Raw genomic sequence first — 19,553 nt, 5'->3', positions numbered from 1 at the left:
CGGCCCGCCAGCAGCACCGCCCCCACCATGCCCGCGCCGCCGCCCACGATGGCCACGGTGCCGGAAGTGCCTTTGTGGGCGTCGTGCGGGCGCGGGGTAAACAGGGCGGGCAGATCGCCGGCGCGAATGGGGATGGGCGGAGTGGCGCGGGGGGCGGGCATAGGGGCGGATTCCGGGGCAGCAGCCAGGGCTATCCACTATAGTGCCCCGGACAACACTTGCATTGTTCCGGAGGAGACCATGTCCGATACCTCGCTAGACCACTACGCTCATTACCAGGCCTTGAAGCTGCGCCGCCATCCTGGCGGAATTCTTGAGATCATCATGGGCGCCAAGGGCGGCGTGCCGGGTAAATTGTCCACCGCCGACGAGCGCTTGCACCGGGAACTGGCCGACATCTGGCGCGACGTGGACACTGATGCGGATACCCGGGTGGTGGTGGTGCGCGGCGAAGGCAAGGGGTTTTCCGGCGGCGGCGACCTGGGCCTGGTGCAGCAGATGGCCGACGATTTCCAGGTGCGCGCCCGCGTGTGGCGCGAAGCGCGCGACCTGGTCTACAACGTGATCAACTGCAACAAGCCCGTGGTGTCGGCCATGCATGGCGCCGCCGTGGGGGCGGGGCTGGTGGTGGGCCTGCTGGCCGATATTTCCATCGCGGCGCGCGACGCCCGCATCATCGACGGCCATACGCGCCTGGGCGTGGCGGCGGGCGACCATGCGGCGATCGTCTGGCCGCTGCTGTGCGGCATGGCCAAGGCCAAGTACTACTTGCTGCTGTGCGAGGCGGTCAGCGGGGAAGAGGCCGAGCGCATCGGCCTGGTGTCGCTGTGCGTGGACGAGGCGGAACTGGTCGCCAAGGCGTTCGAAGTGGCCGGCAAGCTGGCCAATGGATCGCAAACCGCCATACGCTGGACCAAATACGCATTGAACAACTGGCTGCGGCTGGCCGGGCCCAGCTTCGATTCGTCGCTAGCGCTGGAATTCATGGGTTTCGCCGGGCCGGACGTGCGCGAGGGCATCCAGTCGCTGCGCGAGCGGCGTCCGCCGAATTTCGCGCCGGACGCGCCATTTTGAGGGGCCGACCGAGGCCGTCGTGGCGCACAACGGTGTCAGGCACCCTGGCGGGAGCCAGACTCCTGGTAGTGCCCGCGAGAGCTTGCCGCGGCAGCTTAAGGTAGTGCCATGGGTGTCTGACTCCCCGCAGGGGTGTCAGACACCGAACCTTTGCCACGCTATTGCCAGCACACCCGTCTATCGCTTGTTCAGGAACCGCGCGAACGCGTCCTGCGCTTCCTGGGTTTTCAGGCGGGCGCTGAATTGCGTGGCTTCGTATTCCATGGCTTCGACGATGGCGGCGCGGTCGGCCCGCTTCATCATGCTTTTGGTCAGCCGCAGCGCGCTGCGGGGCTGGGCGGCCAGGTCGGCGGCCGTGGCGCGCGCCATTTCCAGCGCCTGCCCAGGGTTTGTTGCCGCGGTGGCCAGCCCGGCCTGATGCGCGTCGTCGCCATTGAAAGCCTTGCCTTGCAACAGCCATTGTGCCGCCCGGCGCGCGCCGGCCAGGCGCGGCAGCAGCAGGCTGGACGCGCCTTCCGGGCACAGGCCCAGCGCCACGAAGGGGATGCGCAGCGTGGCATTGCGCGCCGCGTACACGAAATCGCAGTGCTGCAGCAACGTAACGCCGATGCCGATGGCATAGCCTTCCACCGCCGCGATCACGGGCACTTCGGTGGCGATCAGCGCGCGCAGGAATGTCATGCCGGCACTGTCGCCATCCGGCCGGCCTGCCTGGAAGTCGTGCAAGTCGTTGCCAGCGGTGAAATGTTCGCCCGCGCCCGACAGAATGATCGCGGATAAGTCTGGATCGTCGTTGGCCTGGCGCAACTGCTGGGCCAGGGCGGTGTACGTGGCCACGTCCAGGGCATTGCGCCGCTGCGGGCGGTTGATGGTCAGCGACAGGACAGCGCCGTCGCGGACGGCAAGCACGCTTTCGGGCAGCGCGGTCATGCCAGTTCCTTGCCGGCCAGCCGGGCCTGGGCCTGCGCATATTCCTGCCGCAGGGTGGCGATGACCTCGGCGGCCGGGCGCACGCTGTCGATGCCGCCCACGCCCTGGCCCGCGCCCCAGATGTCTTTCCAGGGCTTGACGCGGGTGGACCCGAAATTCGACGCGCCGGCGTCCGGGGCCGGCAGGTTGGCGGGGTCCAGCCCGGCGGCCGCGACGCTGGCCTTCAGGTAGTTGCCGGGAATGCCGGTGAAGAACGGGGTGTACAGAATGTCGGACGCGCTGGCATCGACGATGGCCTGCTTGTAGCCTTCGGACGCGTTGGCCTCGGTGGTGGCGATGAAGCGCGTGCCCATATAGGCGAAATCGGCCCCCATGGCCAGGGCGGCCAGAATGCCCGAGCCCGAGGTGATGGCGCCCGACAGAATCAGCGGGCCATCGTAAAAGCGCCGCACTTCCGACAGCAGCGCGAAGGGGCTGAGCGTGCCCGCATGGCCGCCGGCGCCCGCGCACACCAGGATCAGGCCGTCCACCCCGGCTTCCAGCGCTTTCTCGGCGTGGCGGATGGTGGTGACGTCGTGGAAGACCTTGCCGCCCCAGGCATGGATGCCCGCCACCAGGTCGCCGGGGGCGCGCAGGCTGGTAATGATGTACGGCACACGGTGCTTGCCGCAGTCTTGCAGATCGTTTTCCAGCCGGTCGTTGGACTGGTGGATGATCTGGTTCACGGCGTAGGGGGCCACCACGGCGGCGGGGTCCGCCTGGCGGTGCGCGGCCAGGCCTTCCTGCACTTCGGACAGCCAGTCGGCCAGCAGGGTTTGCGGGCGGGCGTTCAGGGCGGGAAACGAGCCCATGACCCCATTGGCGCACTGTGCCACCACCAATTTGGGGTTGGACACGATGAACATGGGCGAGCAAATGACCGGCAGTGTCATTTGCGCGTAGAGCTGTTGAACCAAGGCTTGAGGCTGGGTAACGTCGCGTGCGTTCATGGGGTGACGGAGGCTTGAAAGTGGAAGAAAGGCGTGCGTATAATTACCTACCGGATGTCCGGTAATTAATTGTCTACCATTTAACGGCATGCGCCCGGGGCCTGTCAACGCAGCGCCGGGGCCGCCCAGCCCAGCCATTTCATGCCCGATAGCCCCGTCCCCGCCAAGCGGTCCCGCGCCGGCCGGCCGCCCACAATGGCCGCGCCGCGCGAACGCATCCTGGAAGAAGCCGCTCGGCTGTTCGCCCGTTGCGGCTACGAAAGCAGTTCGGTCGCCGACCTGGCCGCGGCCATCGGGGTGTCCAAGGCGGCCATCTATCACTACTACACCACCAAGCAGGACATCTACGACGCCATCATCCTGGACGTGGTGCGCGGCCTGACGGCCGATGTGTCGCAGGCGGTGTCGCAGGCGTCCAGCGCGACGGAACGGCTGCGCCAGTTCATGCTGGCGCATGCCCGCTACTTTGAAAGCCACCATGCACAGTTCGTGACCATGCTGGTGGGGTATTCGGGCATGGCCATCAGCGAACGCGAAGACGCCGCCCGACTGCGCAACAGCTACGAAAAACTGCTGCGCGGCATCCTGGAGGAAGGCGTCGGCAGCGGCGAGTTCCGCGCCGTGGATGTGGCCAATACCGGCCGCGCCGTGCTGTCGATGCTGAACTGGATGGCGCGCTGGTACCAGCCCGGCGGCGTCCAGACCGCCGAGGCCATTGCCCTGGGCTACTTCGATTTGCTGGCGGGCGGCCTGGCCGCCGCGCCCCGCGTTTCCTGATTCCGATTCCCGATTTTTTCCACAGGTTTGCATCATGGCCCTCGATACTGAAACCCTGACCCTTTTGCTGGACGCGGTGCGCCGCTTCGTGACCGAACGGCTGGTGCCCGCGGAAGACGCGCTGGCGCACACGGGGGAAATCCCGTCCGACATCGTGGCCGAAATGCGCGAACTGGGCTTGTTCGGTTTGTCGATTTCACCCGACTACGGCGGCCTGGGCCTGAACATGGAAGAAGAAGTGCGCGTGGTAATGGAACTGGGCCAGACCTCGCCCGCGTTCCGTTCGCTGGCGGGCACGAACATCGGCATCGGATCGCAATCCATCGTGCTGGCGGGCACCGACGAGCAGCGCAGCCGCTATCTGCCCAAACTGGCCAGCGGCGAGCTGATCGGTTCGTTCGCCCTGACCGAGCCCGACGCGGGTTCCGACGCCATGTCGCTGCGCACCAGCGCCGTGCGCGACGGCGATCACTACGTGCTGAACGGCACCAAGCGTTTCATTACCAATGCGCCCATTGCCGGGCTGTTCTCGGTAATGGCGCGCACCGCGCAGGAACGCAAGGCCGCGTCGATTTCCTGCTTCCTGGTCGAGGCCGGCACGCCGGGCCTGACGCTGGGCAAGCCCGACAAGAAAATGGGGCAGGCCGGCGCGCAGACCTGCGACGTGGTGTTCGACAATTGCCGCGTGCCGGCTTCGGCGCTGCTGGGCGGCGAAGAGGGCAGCGGGTTCCGTACCGCCATGCGGGTGCTGGACAAGGGCCGGCTGCATATCTCGGCGCTGTGCGTGGGCACCGCCGAACGGCTGATCCGCGACGCGGTGAAATACGCCACCGAGCGCAAGCAGTTCGGCCAGCCCATCGCCGAATTTCAACTGGTGCAGGCCATGATCGCCGACAGCCAGGCCGAGCTGTACGCGGCGCGATCCATGGTGCTGGATGCCGCGCGCAAGCGCGACCGCGGCGAGAACACCACGCTGGAGGCCGCCTGCTGCAAGCTATATGCCACCGAAATGGTGGGCCGCGTGGCCGACCGCGCGGTGCAGATCCACGGCGGCGCGGGGTACGTGTCGGAATACGCCGTCGAGCGCTTCTACCGCGACGTGCGCCTGTTCCGCATCTACGAAGGTACGTCGCAGATCCAGCAACTGGTGATCGCGCGGGAAACCATCAAGGCCTATTCGTAGGGCGCCGCGCAAACGTTCTTGTGCGCGGCGCGCACAAGAACGTGCGGAAAACGGAATACGCCCGGGCCATGGCTGGGGCTAATATCCAGGGTTCCCCTTCGTTACCGCCTTCATACACCGCTTACCATGTCGCAACGACCCGCTCCCCTGACCGGCATTCGCGTGCTGGACCTGACCCGTGTGCTGGCCGGCCCCTGGTGCACGCAGAACCTGGCCGACCTGGGCGCCGAAGTCATCAAGATCGAACGCCCCGGCGCGGGCGACGATACGCGCGCCTGGGGCCCTCCGTACCTGAAAGACGCAGCGGGCGCCGACACCACCGAAGCGGCCTATTACCTAAGCGCCAACCGCAACAAGTACTCGGTGGCCCTGGACATCGCCTCGCCGCGCGGCGCCGAACTGGTGCGCGAACTGGCACGCCAGAGCGACATCCTGGTCGAGAACTTCAAAGTGGGCGGCCTGCGCAAGTATGGCCTGGACTACGACAGCCTGAAGGCCGACAACCCCGGACTGATCTATTGCTCGATTACCGGCTTCGGCCAGACGGGCCCCTACGCCAGCCGCCCCGGCTACGACTTCATGATCCAGGGCATGGGCGGGCTGATGAGCATTACCGGCGAACGCGACGACCTGCCCGGCGGCGGCCCGCAGAAGGCCGGCGTGGCCGTGGCCGACCTGATGACCGGCATGTATTCCACCGTGGGCATCCTGGCGGCATTGCACGAACGCGGCCGCAGCGGCCTGGGCCAGCACATTGACATGGCCCTGCTGGACTGCCAGGTGGCCATGCTGGCCAACCAGAACCTGAACTACATGACTTCGGGCCAGGCACCGCGCCGCGCCGGCAACGCGCACCAGAACCTGGTGCCATACCAGGTGTTCGCGGCCAGCGATGGCCACCTGATCGTGGCCGTCGGCAACGACAGCCAGTTCCGCAACTACTGCCGCGTCATCGGCCTGCCCGAACTGTCCGCCGACCCACGCTTTGCCACCAATCCGCAGCGCGTGCAGAACCGCGACGCGCTGGTGCCGCTGCTGGCCGAACGCATGGAAGCCGGCGAACGCGACCACTGGCTGGCCGAACTGGAAGCGGCCGGCGTGCCGGCCGGCCCCATCAATACCGTGGACCAGGTCTATGCCGACCCGCAGGTGCTGGCGCGCGAAATGCGGCGCGAATTGCCGCATCCCACCGCGGGCACGGTGCCCATGGCCGCCAGCCCGCTGAAGCTGTCCGGCAGCCCGGTGCAATACCGCCGTCCCCCGCCCATGCTGGGCGAACACACCCGCCAGGTGCTGGCCGAACGGCTGGGCTTGTCGGAAGAAGAAATCCAGGCGCTGGCGCAGCCGCGCGTGTAGGCCCGCAGCCAGGTATCCGGCTCCCGCAGGGTGTCAGATACCGTTTTATTGAGATAGCCGGGCCACACATCGGTGTCTGACACCCTGCGGGAGTCAGACACCCGGCAGGCCATCCGAGACACCGGGCGGGCCAGGCCGGCGCATCGTCAAACCGAGACACACAAAGGAGCCAATTCGATGACAGATATCCAGACCATCGCCGTAGTGGGCGCGGGCGCCATGGGGCGCGGCATTGCCCAGATCGCCGCGCAGGCCGGTGTACAGGTGCGCCTGTACGACACCAGCGCCGACGCGATCGCGGCCGCCCGTGAATCGCTGCGCCAGCTGTGGGACAAGCTGTCCCAGAAAGGCAAGCTCAGCGCCGCCGATGCCGAAGCGGCTCTGGCGCGCGTGCAGCCCGCGGCTGCGCTGGAAGACCTGGCCGATTGCCAGGCCGTCATCGAAGCCATTGTCGAACGCCTGGACGTCAAGCGCGAGTTGTTCGCCAAGCTGGAAGGCATCGTCGGTCCCGACTGCATCCTGGCGTCGAACACCTCGTCGCTGTCCATCACCGCCATCGCGGCGGCCTGCCAGCGTCCGCAGCGCGTGGCGGGCTTCCACTTCTTCAACCCGGTGGCCTTGATGAAAGTGGTGGAAGTCATCGACGGCCAGCGCAGCGATCCCGCGGCCGGCGATGCGCTGGCCGCGCTGGCGCGCCGCATGGGCCACACGCCGGTGCGCGCCAAAGACATGCCGGGCTTTGTCGTGAACCACGCGGGGCGCGGCATGAACATCGAGGGTCTGCGCGTGGCGCAGGAAGCGGTGGCCTCATTTGCGCAAATCGACGCCATCATGCGCGAGCAGGCGGGCTTTCGCATGGGTCCGTTCGAGCTCATGGACCTGACCGCGCTGGACGTATCGCATCCGGTCATGGAATCGATCTACCGGCAGTTTTTCGACGAGCCGCGTTTCCGTCCGTCGCCCATCACCACGGTGCGCCTGGCTGGCGGCCTGATCGGACGCAAGGCGGGCGAAGGCTTCTATGCCTACGTCGATGGCCAGAAGCAGGTACCCGCCGAACCCGCCGTGCCCCAGGCCCAGGCCGACCTGAAAGTGTGGATCAGCCCCGCGCACGACGATGGCCATGCCCGTGCGCAAGCCTTGCTGGAATCGCTGGGGGCCAATATCGTCGATGCCGCGCAGCCGCCCGACCATGCGCTGATCATCGTGACGCCGTTGGGCGAAGACGTGTCCACCTGCGCGTACCAGCAGAATCTGGACGCCGCGCGCACGGTGGGCCTGGACACCCTGCATCGCCTGGAGGCCGGTAAGCGCCGCACGCTGATGCTGTCGCCCGCTACGCAGGCCCGCTGGCGCGATGCCGCGCACGCCCTGCTGGCGGGCGATGGCGCGCCGGTGGCCGTCATCCAGGACTCGCCGGGCTTTGTGGCGCAGCGCATCGTGGCCGCCATCGTCAACGTGGCGGCCGAGATCGCCCAGCAGGCCATTGCCTCGCCGTCCGACATCGACCGCGCGGTGACGCTGGGCCTGGGCTATCCCGTGGGCCCGCTGGCCATGGGTGACGCGCTGGGAGGCGCCCGCATCCTGGAGATCCTGCGCAACCTGCACCGCGTCACGGGCGACATGCGCTATCGGCCCAGCCTGTGGCTGCAGCGCCGCGTGCAGTTGGGGCTGTCGCTGCTGGCCGAGCCGGCGGCCTGATCAGGCCAAGCCCAGGCGGCGGCCCAGTGCCGCCACCTGGCGGGCCCGCACGATAAAGGGCCCGTCCACCAGCTTGCCATCCACGACGAACGCGCCCACACCCTGGGCGGCGGCTTCATCGGCCGCGCGCTCGACCCGCAGCGCGTGCGCCAGTTCTTCATCGCTGGGCCGGAAAACCTGGTTGGCCAGGGGCACCTGCGTGGGATGGATGCAGCTTTTGCCGCTGAAACCCAGCGCCAGCGCTGCGCGCGCATCTTCCACGTATCCGTCTGGATCGCTAATGTCGACGAACGCGCCGTCGTAGGCGGCAATGCCCGCCTCGGCCGCAGCCATGCGCACCGCCCAGCGCGTCTGGTCCAGCGCTACCGGATGGCGCTGCCGGATACCCAGCGGCGCCAGCAGGTCGCCAAAACCAATCTGCAGCCCCATGACGCGCGGGTGCGCGGACGCGATGGCGCCAGCCCGGCGCAGGCCCAACGGCGATTCGATATTGGCCAGGATGCCCACCGGCTGCGTGCGGCCGCATTCACTTTCCAGGCGTTCCAGCAACTGCGCGGCCTGCCGGACCTGGTCCGGGTCTTCCACCTTGGGCAGGTTGAGAATGTGCAGCCCGGGCTGCAGCACCGCCTGCACATCGGCCTGGAAGTACGGCGTATCGATCGCATTCACGCGCACGACCACGGTCTTGCCATGGTCGCCTGGCTGGGCCAGGAAGCGCGCCAACTGCGCGCGGGCTTCGTCCTTGCGTGCGATATCGACGGCGTCTTCCAGGTCGAACGACAGGGCATCGGCCTGGCTGGCCGCCGCCTTGGCGTAGAGCTCGGGCCGGGAGGCGGGTACGAATAACTTGCTGCGCATGGCATCTCCTCTAGATTGCATAGCGAGTATATTCGTATTTTGTAATTTGTAGACAATTTACAAAAACCTGGGTAGAGTGCGATATACCGGCCAGCTAGAGCCGGATCCGGGCTTACCCAAGGGGAATGCCCCATTCCTTAACGTTCTCGCGGAGTGGCTTCCATGCACAGCAGCAGCCGTACGTTCAAATTCCTGACTATGCTTTCCCTGGCCAGCGGCCTGCTGGCTTTGCAGCCGGCGCAGGCCGCGCAGGCGGACTGGCCGACGCGGCCGGTGCACCTGGTGGTGCCGTTTGCGCCGGGTGGCAGCAACGACGTCATTGCCCGGCAACTGGCCCAGGCCCTGACCGACAAGCTCGGCCAGACCGTGGTGGTGGAAAACCGGGCCGGGGCGGGCGGCGTGATCGGCGCCAATGCCGTGGCCACCGCCGACAAAGACGGCTATACGTTCTTGTTCACGTCGGGCTCCATCGCCACCAGCGCGGCGGTACAGAAAACCCCGTACGACGTCACCAAGGCTTTCGCCGGGGTGTCGCGCGTGGCCACCGCGCCGTTCGTGATGATCACGCGGCGCGACCTGCCCGCCAAGACCGTGCCCGAACTGGTGGCGCTGGCCAAATCCAAGCCGGGCGAGCTGAACTACGGCAGCGCCGGCCTGGGCGACAGCACCCAGATGGCCACCGAACTGTTCAAGAAAGCCGCGGGCATCGACATCCAGCAGGTGGGCTACAACGGTATCGCGCCGGCACAGCTCGATTTGCAGGCCGGCCGCCTGGACTTGATCATTACCACCGTGGCCGCCATTCGCGGCTCGGCGTCCGACGAATTGCCCAAGCTGGCCTTCACCACGGCCGAACGCGACCCGGCCTACCCCGATATTCCCACCGTGCGCGAGGCCGGGCTGGATTACGTGGTGGAAGTGTGGTGGGGCGTGTTTGCGCCGGCCGGCACCGATGACGGCACGATCAAGCGCTTCAGCCAGGCCATAGGCGAAGTGGTGGGCCAGCCCAAGTTCGCCGAATTCCTGAAACGCTCGGGCGCCCAAGCCACTCCGTCCACTCCCGAGGCCATGCAGGCCACGCTGCTGGAAGACGCCAAGGTGTGGGCCCGCACCGCCAAAGAGCTGGGCATCCAGCCCTGATGCATACCCGGAGGAGACGCATGCCCCCTACCCACGCTATTTCAGACCCCGCGGCCGCCCCGCTGGCCGGCATCCGGGTCCTGGACCTTAGCGCCTATATTGCAGGCCCCTATGGTTGCGCCTTGCTGGCCGACCTGGGTGCCGACGTCATCAAGGTCGAGCCGCCCACCGGCGACAACCTGCGCAAGTACCCCTCGACGCTGGCGGCCGAGGGCCGCGCCTTCCTGGGCGTGAACCGCGGCAAGCGCGGCATCGTGCTGGACCTGAAGCAGCCCGAGGGGCTGCAGGTACTGCGTCGCCTGGTGGCCGATGCCGACGTGCTGGTGCACAATTTCCGCCCTGAAGTGCCGGGGCGGCTGGGCATCGACTACGACAGTCTCAAGGCCGTGAACCCCGCGCTGGTCTACTGCGCCATGACAGGCTACGGAGAGTCCGGCCCCTATCGCAACAAGGCGGGCTACGATCAAGTGCTGCAAAGCATGACGGGCCTGTGCGCCATGCAGGGCCCGCCGGGGCAGCCCGCGATTCTGTACGGTTCGGTGGTCGACTATTACGCGGCCGCCCTGTTGTCCAACGGCGTTACCGCCGCGCTGCTCAAGCGCGCACGCACGGGCGCCGGCAGCTACGTAGGCATTTCGCTGCTGCGCGCCGCGCTGGCCATGCAGTCCGCGCGCCTGGTCTGGGCCGACAGCGAGCCGCGCGACGTGTACCGCGACATGCGCTCCGGCGGCATTACCGGCCTGCATCCCACGCGCGAAGGCAGCCTGTACCTGTCGGCCAATACGCCGCACTTCTGGCAGGCGCTGTGCGAACTGACGGGCATGCAAGACCTGGCCGATGATCCGCGTTACGACACCGTGCGCAAGCGCGCCGAGAACGCCGAAGTCCTGGTGGCCCGCTTGCGGGCCGCGTTGCAGGCGCGCAGCGCGCTGGAATGGGAGACACTGTTCGGCGACCGCGTGCCGTGCGCCGCGGCGCGCGCGGTGGAAGACATGTTCGATCACCCGCAAGTGCGGGCCGAAGCCATGGTCACGCATTTCGAGCACCCCGTGGCTGGCGGTTATCGCGGCCTGGCGGGTGCCTTCACCGCGACGCCGTCTGGCGAAGGCGCGCCCGCGCCGCGTCCCGCGCCCGTTTTCGGCCAGCACACTGACGACGTCCTGGCCGAGGCGGGCTACGACGCGGCCCAGCGCACGGCGCTGCGCGAGCAAGGGGCCATTGCATGAGCCACGACACGCCCGAGGCCGCCGCGGCGCGCGACTGGGTCAACGCGTCCGCCACCGCCCTGCATGGGGTGGCGTCGCGCACCGATGCCAGCCATATCGCGTCGGAACTGCTGCGCCTGAACCATGCCGTGCGCCGCGTGGCCGATGGCCGCATGGCCTACACCGACCAGCCGGCCGATTACGCCGCGCTGCTGCTGTCGGGCGCGGATACCTCCAACGTGCCGGCCGCTGCACAGGCAGCGCATGCGCCGCCGTCTTCACCCGGCGAGGACAACAGCATCGTGCAGGCGTCCGCCCGCCTGCGGCGCGGCGAAACCACCTCGGTCGCGCTGACCGAAGCAGCCCTGCAACAGGCGCAGGCCACGCAAGCCGCGCACAACGCCTTTCTGAACTTGATGGCCGACCGTGCCCTGGCGCAAGCACGCGAACGCGATGCCGAAGCCGCGGCTGGCCGCTGGCGTGGGCCCTTGCACGGCATTCCCATGGCGCACAAAGACTGCTTCGATCGCGCCGGCCTGTGCATGACCGTGGGCGGGCGCGTGAATGACGCCGCGCCGGCCACACAGGACGCCACGGTGCTGCAGCGCCTGCAGTCCGCGGGCGCGGTAGACCTGGGCGCGCTCAACTTGAATGAAATGGTGTGCGGCCCCACCGGCCAGAACCCGCATCATGGCGATTGCGCCAATGCCTGGGATCCGGCCCGCATTTCGGGCGGTTCCTCCAGCGGCTCGGCGGTGGCCGTGGCGCTGGGCAGTGCGTTCGCATCGCTGGGTTCCGATACGGGCGGCTCGATCCGGCTGCCCGCCGCCATGAACGGGCTGTTCGGCCTGAAGCCCACTTACGGCCGCATTTCGCGGGCGGGCAGTTTCCCCCGCGCCTTCTCGCTGGACGCTATCGGCCCGTTGACGCGCACGGCGGCCGATGGCGCGCTGCTGCTGGGCGCCATCGCGGGGCACGATCCGCGCGATCCGTCCAGCCTGGACGCGCCGGTGCCCGACTACCTGGCCGGCCTGGAAGCCGACTGGGCGTGCAGCCGCCGCCTGGGCGTGCTGCGGCTCGACCCGGCCTGCGACCCCGGCATCGATGCCGTGTTCAGCGGTTTCATCGAGGCCCTGGCTCGCCACTACCAGGTGCAGCCGGACATAGCCTGGCCGCAGATCGAATCCTGCTATGCCCTGGGCGACGTGATCTCCAAGGTTGAAGCCGCCACCCTGCACAGTCATTGGATGCGCGAGCAGGGCGATGCGTATTCGCAGGCCGTGTTCTCGCGCACCGAGCCAGGCCTGCACGTGCCGGCCGTGCGCTATCTGGAAGCGCTGGCATTGCGGGCCCAGGTACTGCATGACTTTCTCAACGGGCCGATGCAAGGGGTGGATGTGCTGATCTGCCCCACCATGCCGCTGCCGGTGCCCACGCGCATCGAGGCCGACATGGAAAAACCCGGCACGGTGTTCAGCGTGGTGGCGGCCATTACGCGCTTGACGCGCGCGTTCAGCTACCTGGGTGTTCCGGTGCTGACCATGCCCATCGGGCTGGACATCAACGGCATGCCGGTAGGCGCGCAACTGATCGCCCGTCCGCTGGGCGAAGCCCGGCTGCTGGCGCTGGCGCACGCCGCATCGGCACACATCGGCTGGCCGGGTATCGCGGCCGCGGGGGTGCGCGCGCCCGAGCCTTTCTTGTTCAAGGACGCATCCTGATGGATATCTGGAACCGCTATCTTTCCGAGGCCGACCAGGCCACCTTGGCGCGCGGGCGTTTCGGCCGCCGCATCGGCTTCGGCCAGCGCGCGGCCGTGGTCGTCATCGATGCCCAGAAATACATGGTGGGCGAAGCCGGCAACGACGCCCAGTGGCCGTCCAGCTGCGGCGAGCCCGGGCGCCAGGCGGTGCAGGCCATCGCCCGCATCGTGCAGGCCGCCCAGGCCAGCGGCGTGCCTTGCTTCTTCACACTATTCGAACTTGCGCCGGACGGCTCGGACATCGGCGGCTATGGCCGCAAGCGCGACCTGCTGGACAGCCCACACTGGTGCCTGGCCGGCACGCGCGGCGCCGAGCTCGTCGATGAACTGAAGCCGGCCCCGGGCGACGTGGTGTTCGTCAAGAAAAAACCCAGCGGCTTTCACGGCACGCCGCTGCTGGGTTATCTGGTCGACCGCGGCATCGATACCGTCATCGTGGTGGGGGGCGCCACCAGCAACTGCATACGCGCCACCGTGTTCGACTCGGCTTCGTATAATTACCGCACCATCGTGCCCGCCGAGGCGGTGTTCGACCGCATCGCGGTGTCCCATGCGATTTCGCTGTTCGACATGGACCGCCAGTTCGCCGACGTGGTTGCCACCGATGACGTCGTCGATTTCCTGCGGCAAACCCCCGCGGCCCTTTCTACCAAGCAGACCGATAAATGAGCGTGCCGGTTCCAGGAACCATTCCGTATTTTCTTCAGGAACAGATCCGCGAACTGATCATCGACGGCACGTTCAGGCCGGGCCAGCCGCTGCGCGAGCAGGAACTGGAAAAACGCTTCGCCACCAGCCGTGGCCCCATCCGCGAGGCCTTGCGGCTGCTTGAGGTGCGGGGGCTGGTTGCGCACATTCCCCGCCGGGGCTTCCGGGTAAAGCTGTATTCCGACCGTGAAATCCGCGACCACTACCTGCTGCGCGCCGAGCTGGAGGCCTTCGCCATCCAGCAACTGGCCGAAGCGCAGGACCTGCGCCCGTTGCTGGCGGAACTGGAACGTTGCCGCAACGACCTGGCCGAGGCCCGGGCGGTGGCCGACCCGCGCCGCTACCTGCGCGACATCCGCGCCTTCTACAGCGCCATTTCCGCCTACACCGGCAACGCGCCGCTGTGCGAAGTGCTGCAGAAGCTGAACGAAACCATCGAGCCCCTGCGCTACAACATGCTGGCCCGCAAGCTGGGCGAAAGCGAAACGCTGGCCTACACCCGCCGCATCATCGATGCCCTGGCCGAGCGCCGTTTCGACGAGGCCGCACGCGCCAAGCGCACCCACGTACTGGCCAACCTGCCGAACATCATTGCGGCCTATGCCGAGGCCCGCTACCCGGGAGCGGAAAAAAGCCAGGCCGCCTGAGCATTGTCCAGAAAAGCAGAATCCCCCGGCATGCGGGGGATTCTTTTATGTGCTGACGCGGCGGGCCGTGCTTATTTGGCGGCGCTTACCATGTATTCGACCGCGGCGCGCAGGTCTTCTTCCGAGGCGTTGGCCGCGCCGCCCTTGGGAGGCATGGCACCCTTGCCTGTCATGACGACCTTCAGCATGGCATCCATGCCTGTCTTGATGTAGGGATCCCAGGCGGCTTTGTCGCCGAACTTGGGCGCGCCGGCAACGCCCGCGCCATGGCAGGCGAAGCAGGTGGACTTGTACAGTTTTTCGCCGGCCGGGTTCACGGCGGCGGTTTCGGCCTTGGGTGCCTCGGCTTCGGGCTTGGCGGCTTCAGCCTGCGCGGGCGCCGCGGCCGGGGCGGCAGCGGCGGGTGCGGCAGCCGGAGCGGCTGCAGGCGCTCCGGCCTGTTTGGTGTCTTCCTTGGTGGCTTCGCCTTCCTGGGCGGGTGCCGCGGGTTCTTCCAGCGACGCGCCCGACTGGTTGGCCATGTACACCACGGCGCGGGCCACTTCGTAGTCGCTCAGGGCCGGGTTGCCGCCCTTGGCGGGCATGGCGCCCTTGCCGTGCAGGGCCACGTCCAGCATGGTTTCGTAGCCCGCCTTGATGAACGGCGCCCACGCGGCCTTGTCGCCTACCTTGGGAGCCCCTGCCACACCAGCGGTATGGCAGGCCGTACAGACCGCCTGGAACACTTGCTCGCCGGTCTGGAATACCTTGGGCGCGTTGGCGTCGACCAGTTCGAAGCCGGCCACCGGCGCAATGCGCTTGGCCACGGATTCTTCGGCAAGGGTATCGGAACCGGCACCAACCTTGGTGCCTGATGTCACCATGTTCACCAGCAACAGGATGATGATGATGGGGACCAGGAAGGACAGCACGACCGTGACGATCAGCTGCTTGGGGGTTTTGATGGGCGAGGCGTGTTCTTCGTTGTGTTCCTGCTCGTTGCTCATAGCCAAATCCTGCAAATCGGGTACCGGGGCGCCTGAAGGCGGCAACATACGAATAACTACTGCGCCAGGATTGGCTCGAGAATCAGCCTTCCCTCGCGTACAAACGCTGGATTATATAACGTGCTTGAGGTCCGGCACGAGGGCGGTTGGCCCATGGGCGGGCATGCTGCTCGCATGGACTGAAAACTTAGGTACAATACCGCCTCTTTGCGCCCGTAGTTCAATGGATAGAATGAGAGTTTCCGAAGCTCTTGATACAGGTTCGATTCCTGTCGGGCGCGCCAAAGCATTCAAGACCCGGCCGCCGCGTGTGCTCGCGCCCGGCTCAAAACGGAATCATCACCTTCAACGACCCGCTATGGCTCTTCGCTTCCGACGCCAGTTCGGCATCGTATTGCAGGCGGAAGTCCACGCCCGCTTCGGTTGATACCTGCAGGCCGGCGCCCAGGCGTCCGATGACGTCATCCATCGGCAAGGTGGTGTTGAACGTGCCCGTGCCCGCCGGCGCCCCTTGCAGCCGGGTCGTGGCATCCCAGCTATCCTTGTTCAGGAACGTTACGCCCGCATAGGCGAACGGCCGCATCAGGGCGCCGTTGGGCAGCGTGGCCTTGCCGCCGATCTCGACCATGGGCGAGGCGCCCAGCACGAACTGGCTGCTGCTGTCCACCGACAGCCCCAGCGCGCTGTCGCCCGATTCCGAATACGAAGACATTCGGGTGTAGTTGGCATCCAGGTCCAGGTACGGCTTGACGTAGACATTATCGAAACTGAATGTGCGCGCCGCGCGCAGCCGCAAGCCGAAGTTGTACAGGTCCGGATCGCTCTTGAGCGTCTCTTGATAGCCCGGCACGACGACTTCACGATTCATTCTGTACGAACCGTAGCCGCCGCCCAGCGCGCCGGAGAATGTCCAGGGCCCGCTTTCGCGTTTCAGCACCATGCCCGCGTAGCCGCTGTCGCCGTCGCCGTTCAACCGGCCGCCGTCGCCATTCAAGTTGTTGTTCTGATAGGCCACCGAGCCGCCCACGAACCAGCCCGGGCTGACTTGGCGCTGGCCGCCGAACTGGTAGGTCATGCTGTCGTAGTCGAAGTCGGAACTGCCGCGGCTGCCGTCCTGGCGGGTCGACCTTCTGGCGACGATGCCCCAGAAGCAGTCTTGTTCTCCCGTGATGGCGTCCGTGCCTGTGAAGGCCGGGCACGACAGCATGTTGTCGGTGAAGTGCCCCATGGCCGCCATGGACTGTGCCGCCGGCGCGATGGTGGCGCCGGGGGTCAGGCTGTCCAGGTTCTGGCGATAGGCGCCGCCGCCGGTCCGAGAAGCCAGGTCCAATTGCGCGAACAGGGGCGCCAATGCGGGGTTGCCGCCCGTGTCCCAGATGCGCTGCAGGTAGCCCGCCACGTCGTCCTGGTTCGATGCAAGGTCCATCGCCGGGGCATCGAACTCGGCCGAGTTGACCCGCACTTTGTAGTCCTGCCCGTCCTGGCGCAGGACGTAGTCCACGACCGGGCTGTCCACGGCTTGCAGCGCGCCTTGCGCGGCGCCCTTTACCGTGGCAACCGTCACTTCGCGGCCGGGCAGCAAAGTGGAAGGGATCACGTCCACCACGCCGGCCAGGGTGGCATTGCCGTTGACTGTCAGGTGGTCGGTGGCGAGCCTGTCGAAATCGACGTCGGCCCGCAGGACGCCGCCCGATCGCTGGACAAGGGCGCCGTCGATGGCCAGTTCGTTGTGCGTGCCCGGGTTGCCGATGATCAGCAGGCCTTCATTCAGCACGTTGGCCTGGTACTGCGTGGCGCCCGCCAGCGTGCCGCCGGCCCGGTTGTTTATCTGGATCGCGCGTCCGGTACTGTCGGCCATGGCGGCTGGCGCGGGCGCGGCGGTGATGTCGCCGCTTCCGGTGGTGGGGCAGGCCAACGAAGTGGCGCCGCTGGCGCAGACGACGCTGCCGTTGACGGTGCCATTGTTATTAAGGGTAAGGTCGTTGATAGCCTCGGTGCTATAGGCGTCGAACCTGACCGCGATGCCCGACGCCGCCGCGACGCTGCCCGTGGCGGCCACGTTGATCGCATTGGCGAAACCGCCCGTCACCCAGATACCGTACGCGTTCGAGCCCGACCCGCCCTGGACTTGGCCGTTGACATTGATGGTGACAGGATCGCTGTCGATAGGCGAAGCGGTCTGCGCGAAAATCCCCGTGGATCCTTCTCCCGACACCGCCAGGGTGCCGCTCTGGTTCACTTGCACCGCGCCGCTCACGTTGCCGGCGGTGCCGGGAATCAAGCCGGCATAACCGGTCGTGCCGGTGCCGCCCAGTCCGCCGCTGCCGCTGAGCGATTGCGCGATGATGCCGAAGGCATTGCGCCCATATGTCGCGATATTGCCGTTCACGCTGACGGTCACGTCTTTGCCGCCGCCGCTGCCGGTGGCCGTCACCGGCGCGATGCCGGCGGCATTCGGATCCAGCTGGATGCCCAGCGCGGTGTCGCCGAAGATGCCGCCGCCGCCGCCGATCGACTGAGCCACGATGGCATGCGCGCCATCGCCATGCGTGGTAACGGCGCCGCCCGTGATATTCAGGTCGACCTTGCCGCCGTTGCCTGTCGCGCCCGTGAAACCCACCTTGCTGACGTTGTCGCCGGCGCCGCTGATCGCCACGCCGCCGCCGCCCCCGATGGACTGCGCCAGAACGCCGATTGCCCGGTGACCGTAGGTGTTCATGCCCAGGCCCATGGCGACCGAGATGGCGCCGCCGTCGCCTTTCACGCCGTTTCCGCCGCCCAGTTGCAGTTCGATCTGGCTGGAACCCGGGCTGGCGGCCGCATCCGTATTGCCGGACATGCCGATGCCGCCGCCCCCGCCGATCGACTGCAGGATCAGGCCATATGCGCTGTCGCCATGCGTCGAGATGTTGGCCCAGCTGGCCGTGTTCACGGTAATGCTGCCGCCATCTCCGCCGCCGCCGCCGGTGCCGCCGACGGTGATGGTGCCCTGTGCCTTGGGCGTGCCGGACGCGGCAATGCCGCCGCCGCCGCCGATGGACTGCAGCACCACGCCATGTGCGCCATAGCCGTAAGTGTTGAACAGGTTGCCCAGATGGCTGTCGATGTAATCGTCGTTGAAATACGCGGTGATGCTGCCGCCGTTGCCACCGTTGCCGCCACTGCCGCCGACCGACAGCGTCAGCGCGCTGGTGGCGCTGCTGGACGCGACATTCGAGGCGCCGCCCTGGCCGCCTCCACCGCCGATGGACTGCAGCACCAGCGCATCGGCGTAGTCGCCATGGGTGTTGATCTGGGAGCCGAAACTGGCCGCGGCGCTGCTGCTGCCGATGGCGCCGCCATTGCCGCCGCCGCCGGCCATGCCGCCTACGCTTGCAGTCAGTTCATAGCTGGTGCCGACATCGCCCAGCGTGTCCATGGCCTTGCGAAGCAGGCCGGTGGACGGGTCCGCCGAATTGCCGCCCGCGATACCGCCCAGGCCGCCCGATCCGCCGATGCTTTGTGCCACCAGCCCGTCGGCGTCTGCGCCGAAGGTGGTGATATTGCCGTTGGACGTGATCGCCAGGTTGCCGCCGGCGCCGCCCGCCGTGCCGCCACGGCCCACGGTGACCGTTGCTTTCACATCGGTGCTGCTGTCCTCGCTTTCGGAACTCAATGCCAGGCCGATCTGGCCGCCTTGCGAGGCGCCGCCGCCGCCGCCGATCGATTGCAGCAGAATGCCGCGCGCGCCATCGCCCGCCGTCTGGACGGAATCCGTGTACGTGCTGGCGAAATTCACCTGGTTTCCCGAGCCGCCACCGCCGCCCGTGCCGCCCAGGTAGATGTGCGCGGAGATGTCGGCATCGGTATTGCGGCTGCTGCCGGTGGCCGAGCCGATGCCTCCCGCGCCGCCGCCGCCGCCGATACTTTGCGCGACAATGCCGTTGGCCGAGTCGCCCCAGGTCTGGATGAGGTTATTGCCTTGCAGCGACACGGTGGTATTGCTGCCGCACGTGGAGGTGGCGTAATCGGTGCTGCAGGCGGCCGCGCCGCCGCTGCCGCCGAATGCCGCGCTGACCGTGGCGGACGCCGTGCTTTCCGTGCCGATGACCGTCGAGGTCGATGTGGCATTGCCTCCCGCGCCGCCGCCGCCGCCGACCGATTGCACCAGCATGCCGTACGAGCCCGCGCCGTAGGTCACCACGGACGAGCCCGACAGGTTTGCGTTGGCCAGGCCGCCCGAGCCGCCGGCCCCGCC

General features: G+C 67.4%; 15 protein-coding genes and 1 tRNA gene. 11 read left to right on the top strand and 5 right to left on the bottom strand.

The window, feature by feature from the left end; all coding sequences use genetic code 11:
* The first annotated feature begins 240 nt into the window (after window positions 1-240).
* The gene (locus LPZ50_RS09105; RefSeq protein WP_230660253.1) at window positions 241-1,074 is read left to right on the top strand and encodes an enoyl-CoA hydratase/isomerase family protein; all 834 of its coding nucleotides are present in this window, start codon (window positions 241-243) and stop codon (window positions 1,072-1,074) included.
* A gap of 177 nt (window positions 1,075-1,251) precedes the next feature.
* Here the strand turns inward: LPZ50_RS09105 and LPZ50_RS09100 are convergent, their stop codons facing one another.
* Together LPZ50_RS09100 and LPZ50_RS09095 are read right to left on the bottom strand one after the other, a co-directional pair.
* Window positions 1,252-2,004: an enoyl-CoA hydratase-related protein gene (locus LPZ50_RS09100; RefSeq protein WP_230660250.1), complete on the bottom strand. Its 753-nt coding sequence runs from the start codon at window positions 2,002-2,004 to the stop codon at window positions 1,252-1,254.
* A complete protein-coding gene (locus LPZ50_RS09095; protein WP_230660247.1) occupies window positions 2,001-2,993 on the bottom strand; it encodes an NAD(P)H-dependent flavin oxidoreductase in 993 nt (330 codons plus the stop codon). The genes LPZ50_RS09100 and LPZ50_RS09095 overlap by 4 nt, the downstream gene beginning before the upstream one ends.
* A gap of 141 nt (window positions 2,994-3,134) precedes the next feature.
* Here LPZ50_RS09095 and LPZ50_RS09090 point away from each other — a divergent pair, with 141 nt between their 5' ends.
* The 4 genes from LPZ50_RS09090 to LPZ50_RS09075 all read left to right on the top strand — a co-directional run bounded on the left by LPZ50_RS09090 (window position 3,135) and on the right by LPZ50_RS09075 (window position 8,010).
* Entirely contained in the window at window positions 3,135-3,770 is a 636-nt protein-coding gene (locus LPZ50_RS09090) for a TetR/AcrR family transcriptional regulator (protein WP_230660243.1), read from the top strand.
* 34 nt (window positions 3,771-3,804) lie between these two features.
* Window positions 3,805-4,953, top strand: a complete 1,149-nt coding sequence (locus LPZ50_RS09085; protein ID WP_230660239.1) for an acyl-CoA dehydrogenase family protein — start codon at window positions 3,805-3,807, stop codon at window positions 4,951-4,953.
* 126 nt (window positions 4,954-5,079) lie between these two features.
* Window positions 5,080-6,309 carry a CaiB/BaiF CoA transferase family protein gene (locus LPZ50_RS09080; RefSeq protein WP_230660236.1) on the top strand — a complete coding sequence of 410 codons (1,230 nt, stop codon included), beginning with the start codon at window positions 5,080-5,082 and terminating at the stop codon, window positions 6,307-6,309.
* A 177-nt stretch (window positions 6,310-6,486) separates the two neighbouring features.
* Window positions 6,487-8,010, top strand: coding sequence for a 3-hydroxyacyl-CoA dehydrogenase (locus LPZ50_RS09075; protein WP_230660233.1), 1,524 nt, complete (start codon window positions 6,487-6,489; stop codon window positions 8,008-8,010).
* Here the strand turns inward: LPZ50_RS09075 and LPZ50_RS09070 are convergent, their stop codons facing one another.
* Window positions 8,011-8,868 (bottom strand): HpcH/HpaI aldolase/citrate lyase family protein, encoded by an 858-nt coding sequence (locus tag LPZ50_RS09070; protein WP_230660231.1) that lies wholly within the window; start codon window positions 8,866-8,868, stop codon window positions 8,011-8,013. It lies immediately after the preceding gene.
* A gap of 162 nt (window positions 8,869-9,030) precedes the next feature.
* Between LPZ50_RS09070 and LPZ50_RS09065 the strand changes: the two genes are divergently transcribed.
* Genes LPZ50_RS09065 through LPZ50_RS09045 form a run of 5 tightly spaced genes read left to right on the top strand, consistent with a single transcriptional unit; the run spans window position 9,031 to window position 14,330 of the window.
* Window positions 9,031-10,008: a Bug family tripartite tricarboxylate transporter substrate binding protein gene (locus LPZ50_RS09065; protein ID WP_230660228.1), complete on the top strand. Its 978-nt coding sequence runs from the start codon at window positions 9,031-9,033 to the stop codon at window positions 10,006-10,008.
* 20 nt (window positions 10,009-10,028) lie between these two features.
* Window positions 10,029-11,234, top strand: a complete 1,206-nt coding sequence (locus LPZ50_RS09060; protein WP_230660225.1) for a CaiB/BaiF CoA transferase family protein — start codon at window positions 10,029-10,031, stop codon at window positions 11,232-11,234.
* Window positions 11,231-12,934 carry an amidase gene (locus tag LPZ50_RS09055; protein ID WP_230660222.1) on the top strand — a complete coding sequence of 568 codons (1,704 nt, stop codon included), beginning with the start codon at window positions 11,231-11,233 and terminating at the stop codon, window positions 12,932-12,934. The genes LPZ50_RS09060 and LPZ50_RS09055 overlap by 4 nt, the downstream gene beginning before the upstream one ends.
* A complete protein-coding gene (locus tag LPZ50_RS09050) occupies window positions 12,934-13,644 on the top strand; it encodes a cysteine hydrolase family protein (RefSeq protein WP_230660219.1) in 711 nt (236 codons plus the stop codon). Before LPZ50_RS09055 ends, LPZ50_RS09050 begins: the two co-directional genes overlap by 1 nt.
* A complete protein-coding gene (locus LPZ50_RS09045) occupies window positions 13,641-14,330 on the top strand; it encodes a GntR family transcriptional regulator (RefSeq protein ID WP_230660216.1) in 690 nt (229 codons plus the stop codon). Before LPZ50_RS09050 ends, LPZ50_RS09045 begins: the two co-directional genes overlap by 4 nt.
* 71 nt (window positions 14,331-14,401) lie before the next feature.
* On the opposite strand, the gene LPZ50_RS09040 is transcribed toward LPZ50_RS09045, so the two are convergent.
* The gene (locus LPZ50_RS09040; protein ID WP_230660213.1) at window positions 14,402-15,316 is read right to left on the bottom strand and encodes a c-type cytochrome; all 915 of its coding nucleotides are present in this window, start codon (window positions 15,314-15,316) and stop codon (window positions 14,402-14,404) included.
* Window positions 15,317-15,525: 209 nt separating this feature from the next.
* Between LPZ50_RS09040 and LPZ50_RS09035 the strand changes: the two genes are divergently transcribed.
* Window positions 15,526-15,600: transfer RNA gene (locus LPZ50_RS09035), tRNA-Arg, on the top strand.
* 41 nt (window positions 15,601-15,641) lie between these two features.
* Here LPZ50_RS09035 and LPZ50_RS09030 read toward each other — a convergent pair.
* On the bottom strand, window positions 15,642-19,553 hold a 3,912-nt coding region (locus tag LPZ50_RS09030), incomplete at its 5' end, for an autotransporter outer membrane beta-barrel domain-containing protein (RefSeq protein ID WP_230660210.1).

The organism is Bordetella petrii (genome assembly GCF_020991325.1).
Lineage (GTDB): Bacteria > Pseudomonadota > Gammaproteobacteria > Burkholderiales > Burkholderiaceae_B > Bordetella_A > Bordetella_A petrii_E.
This window is presented reverse-complemented; position numbering and strand designations above follow the sequence as displayed.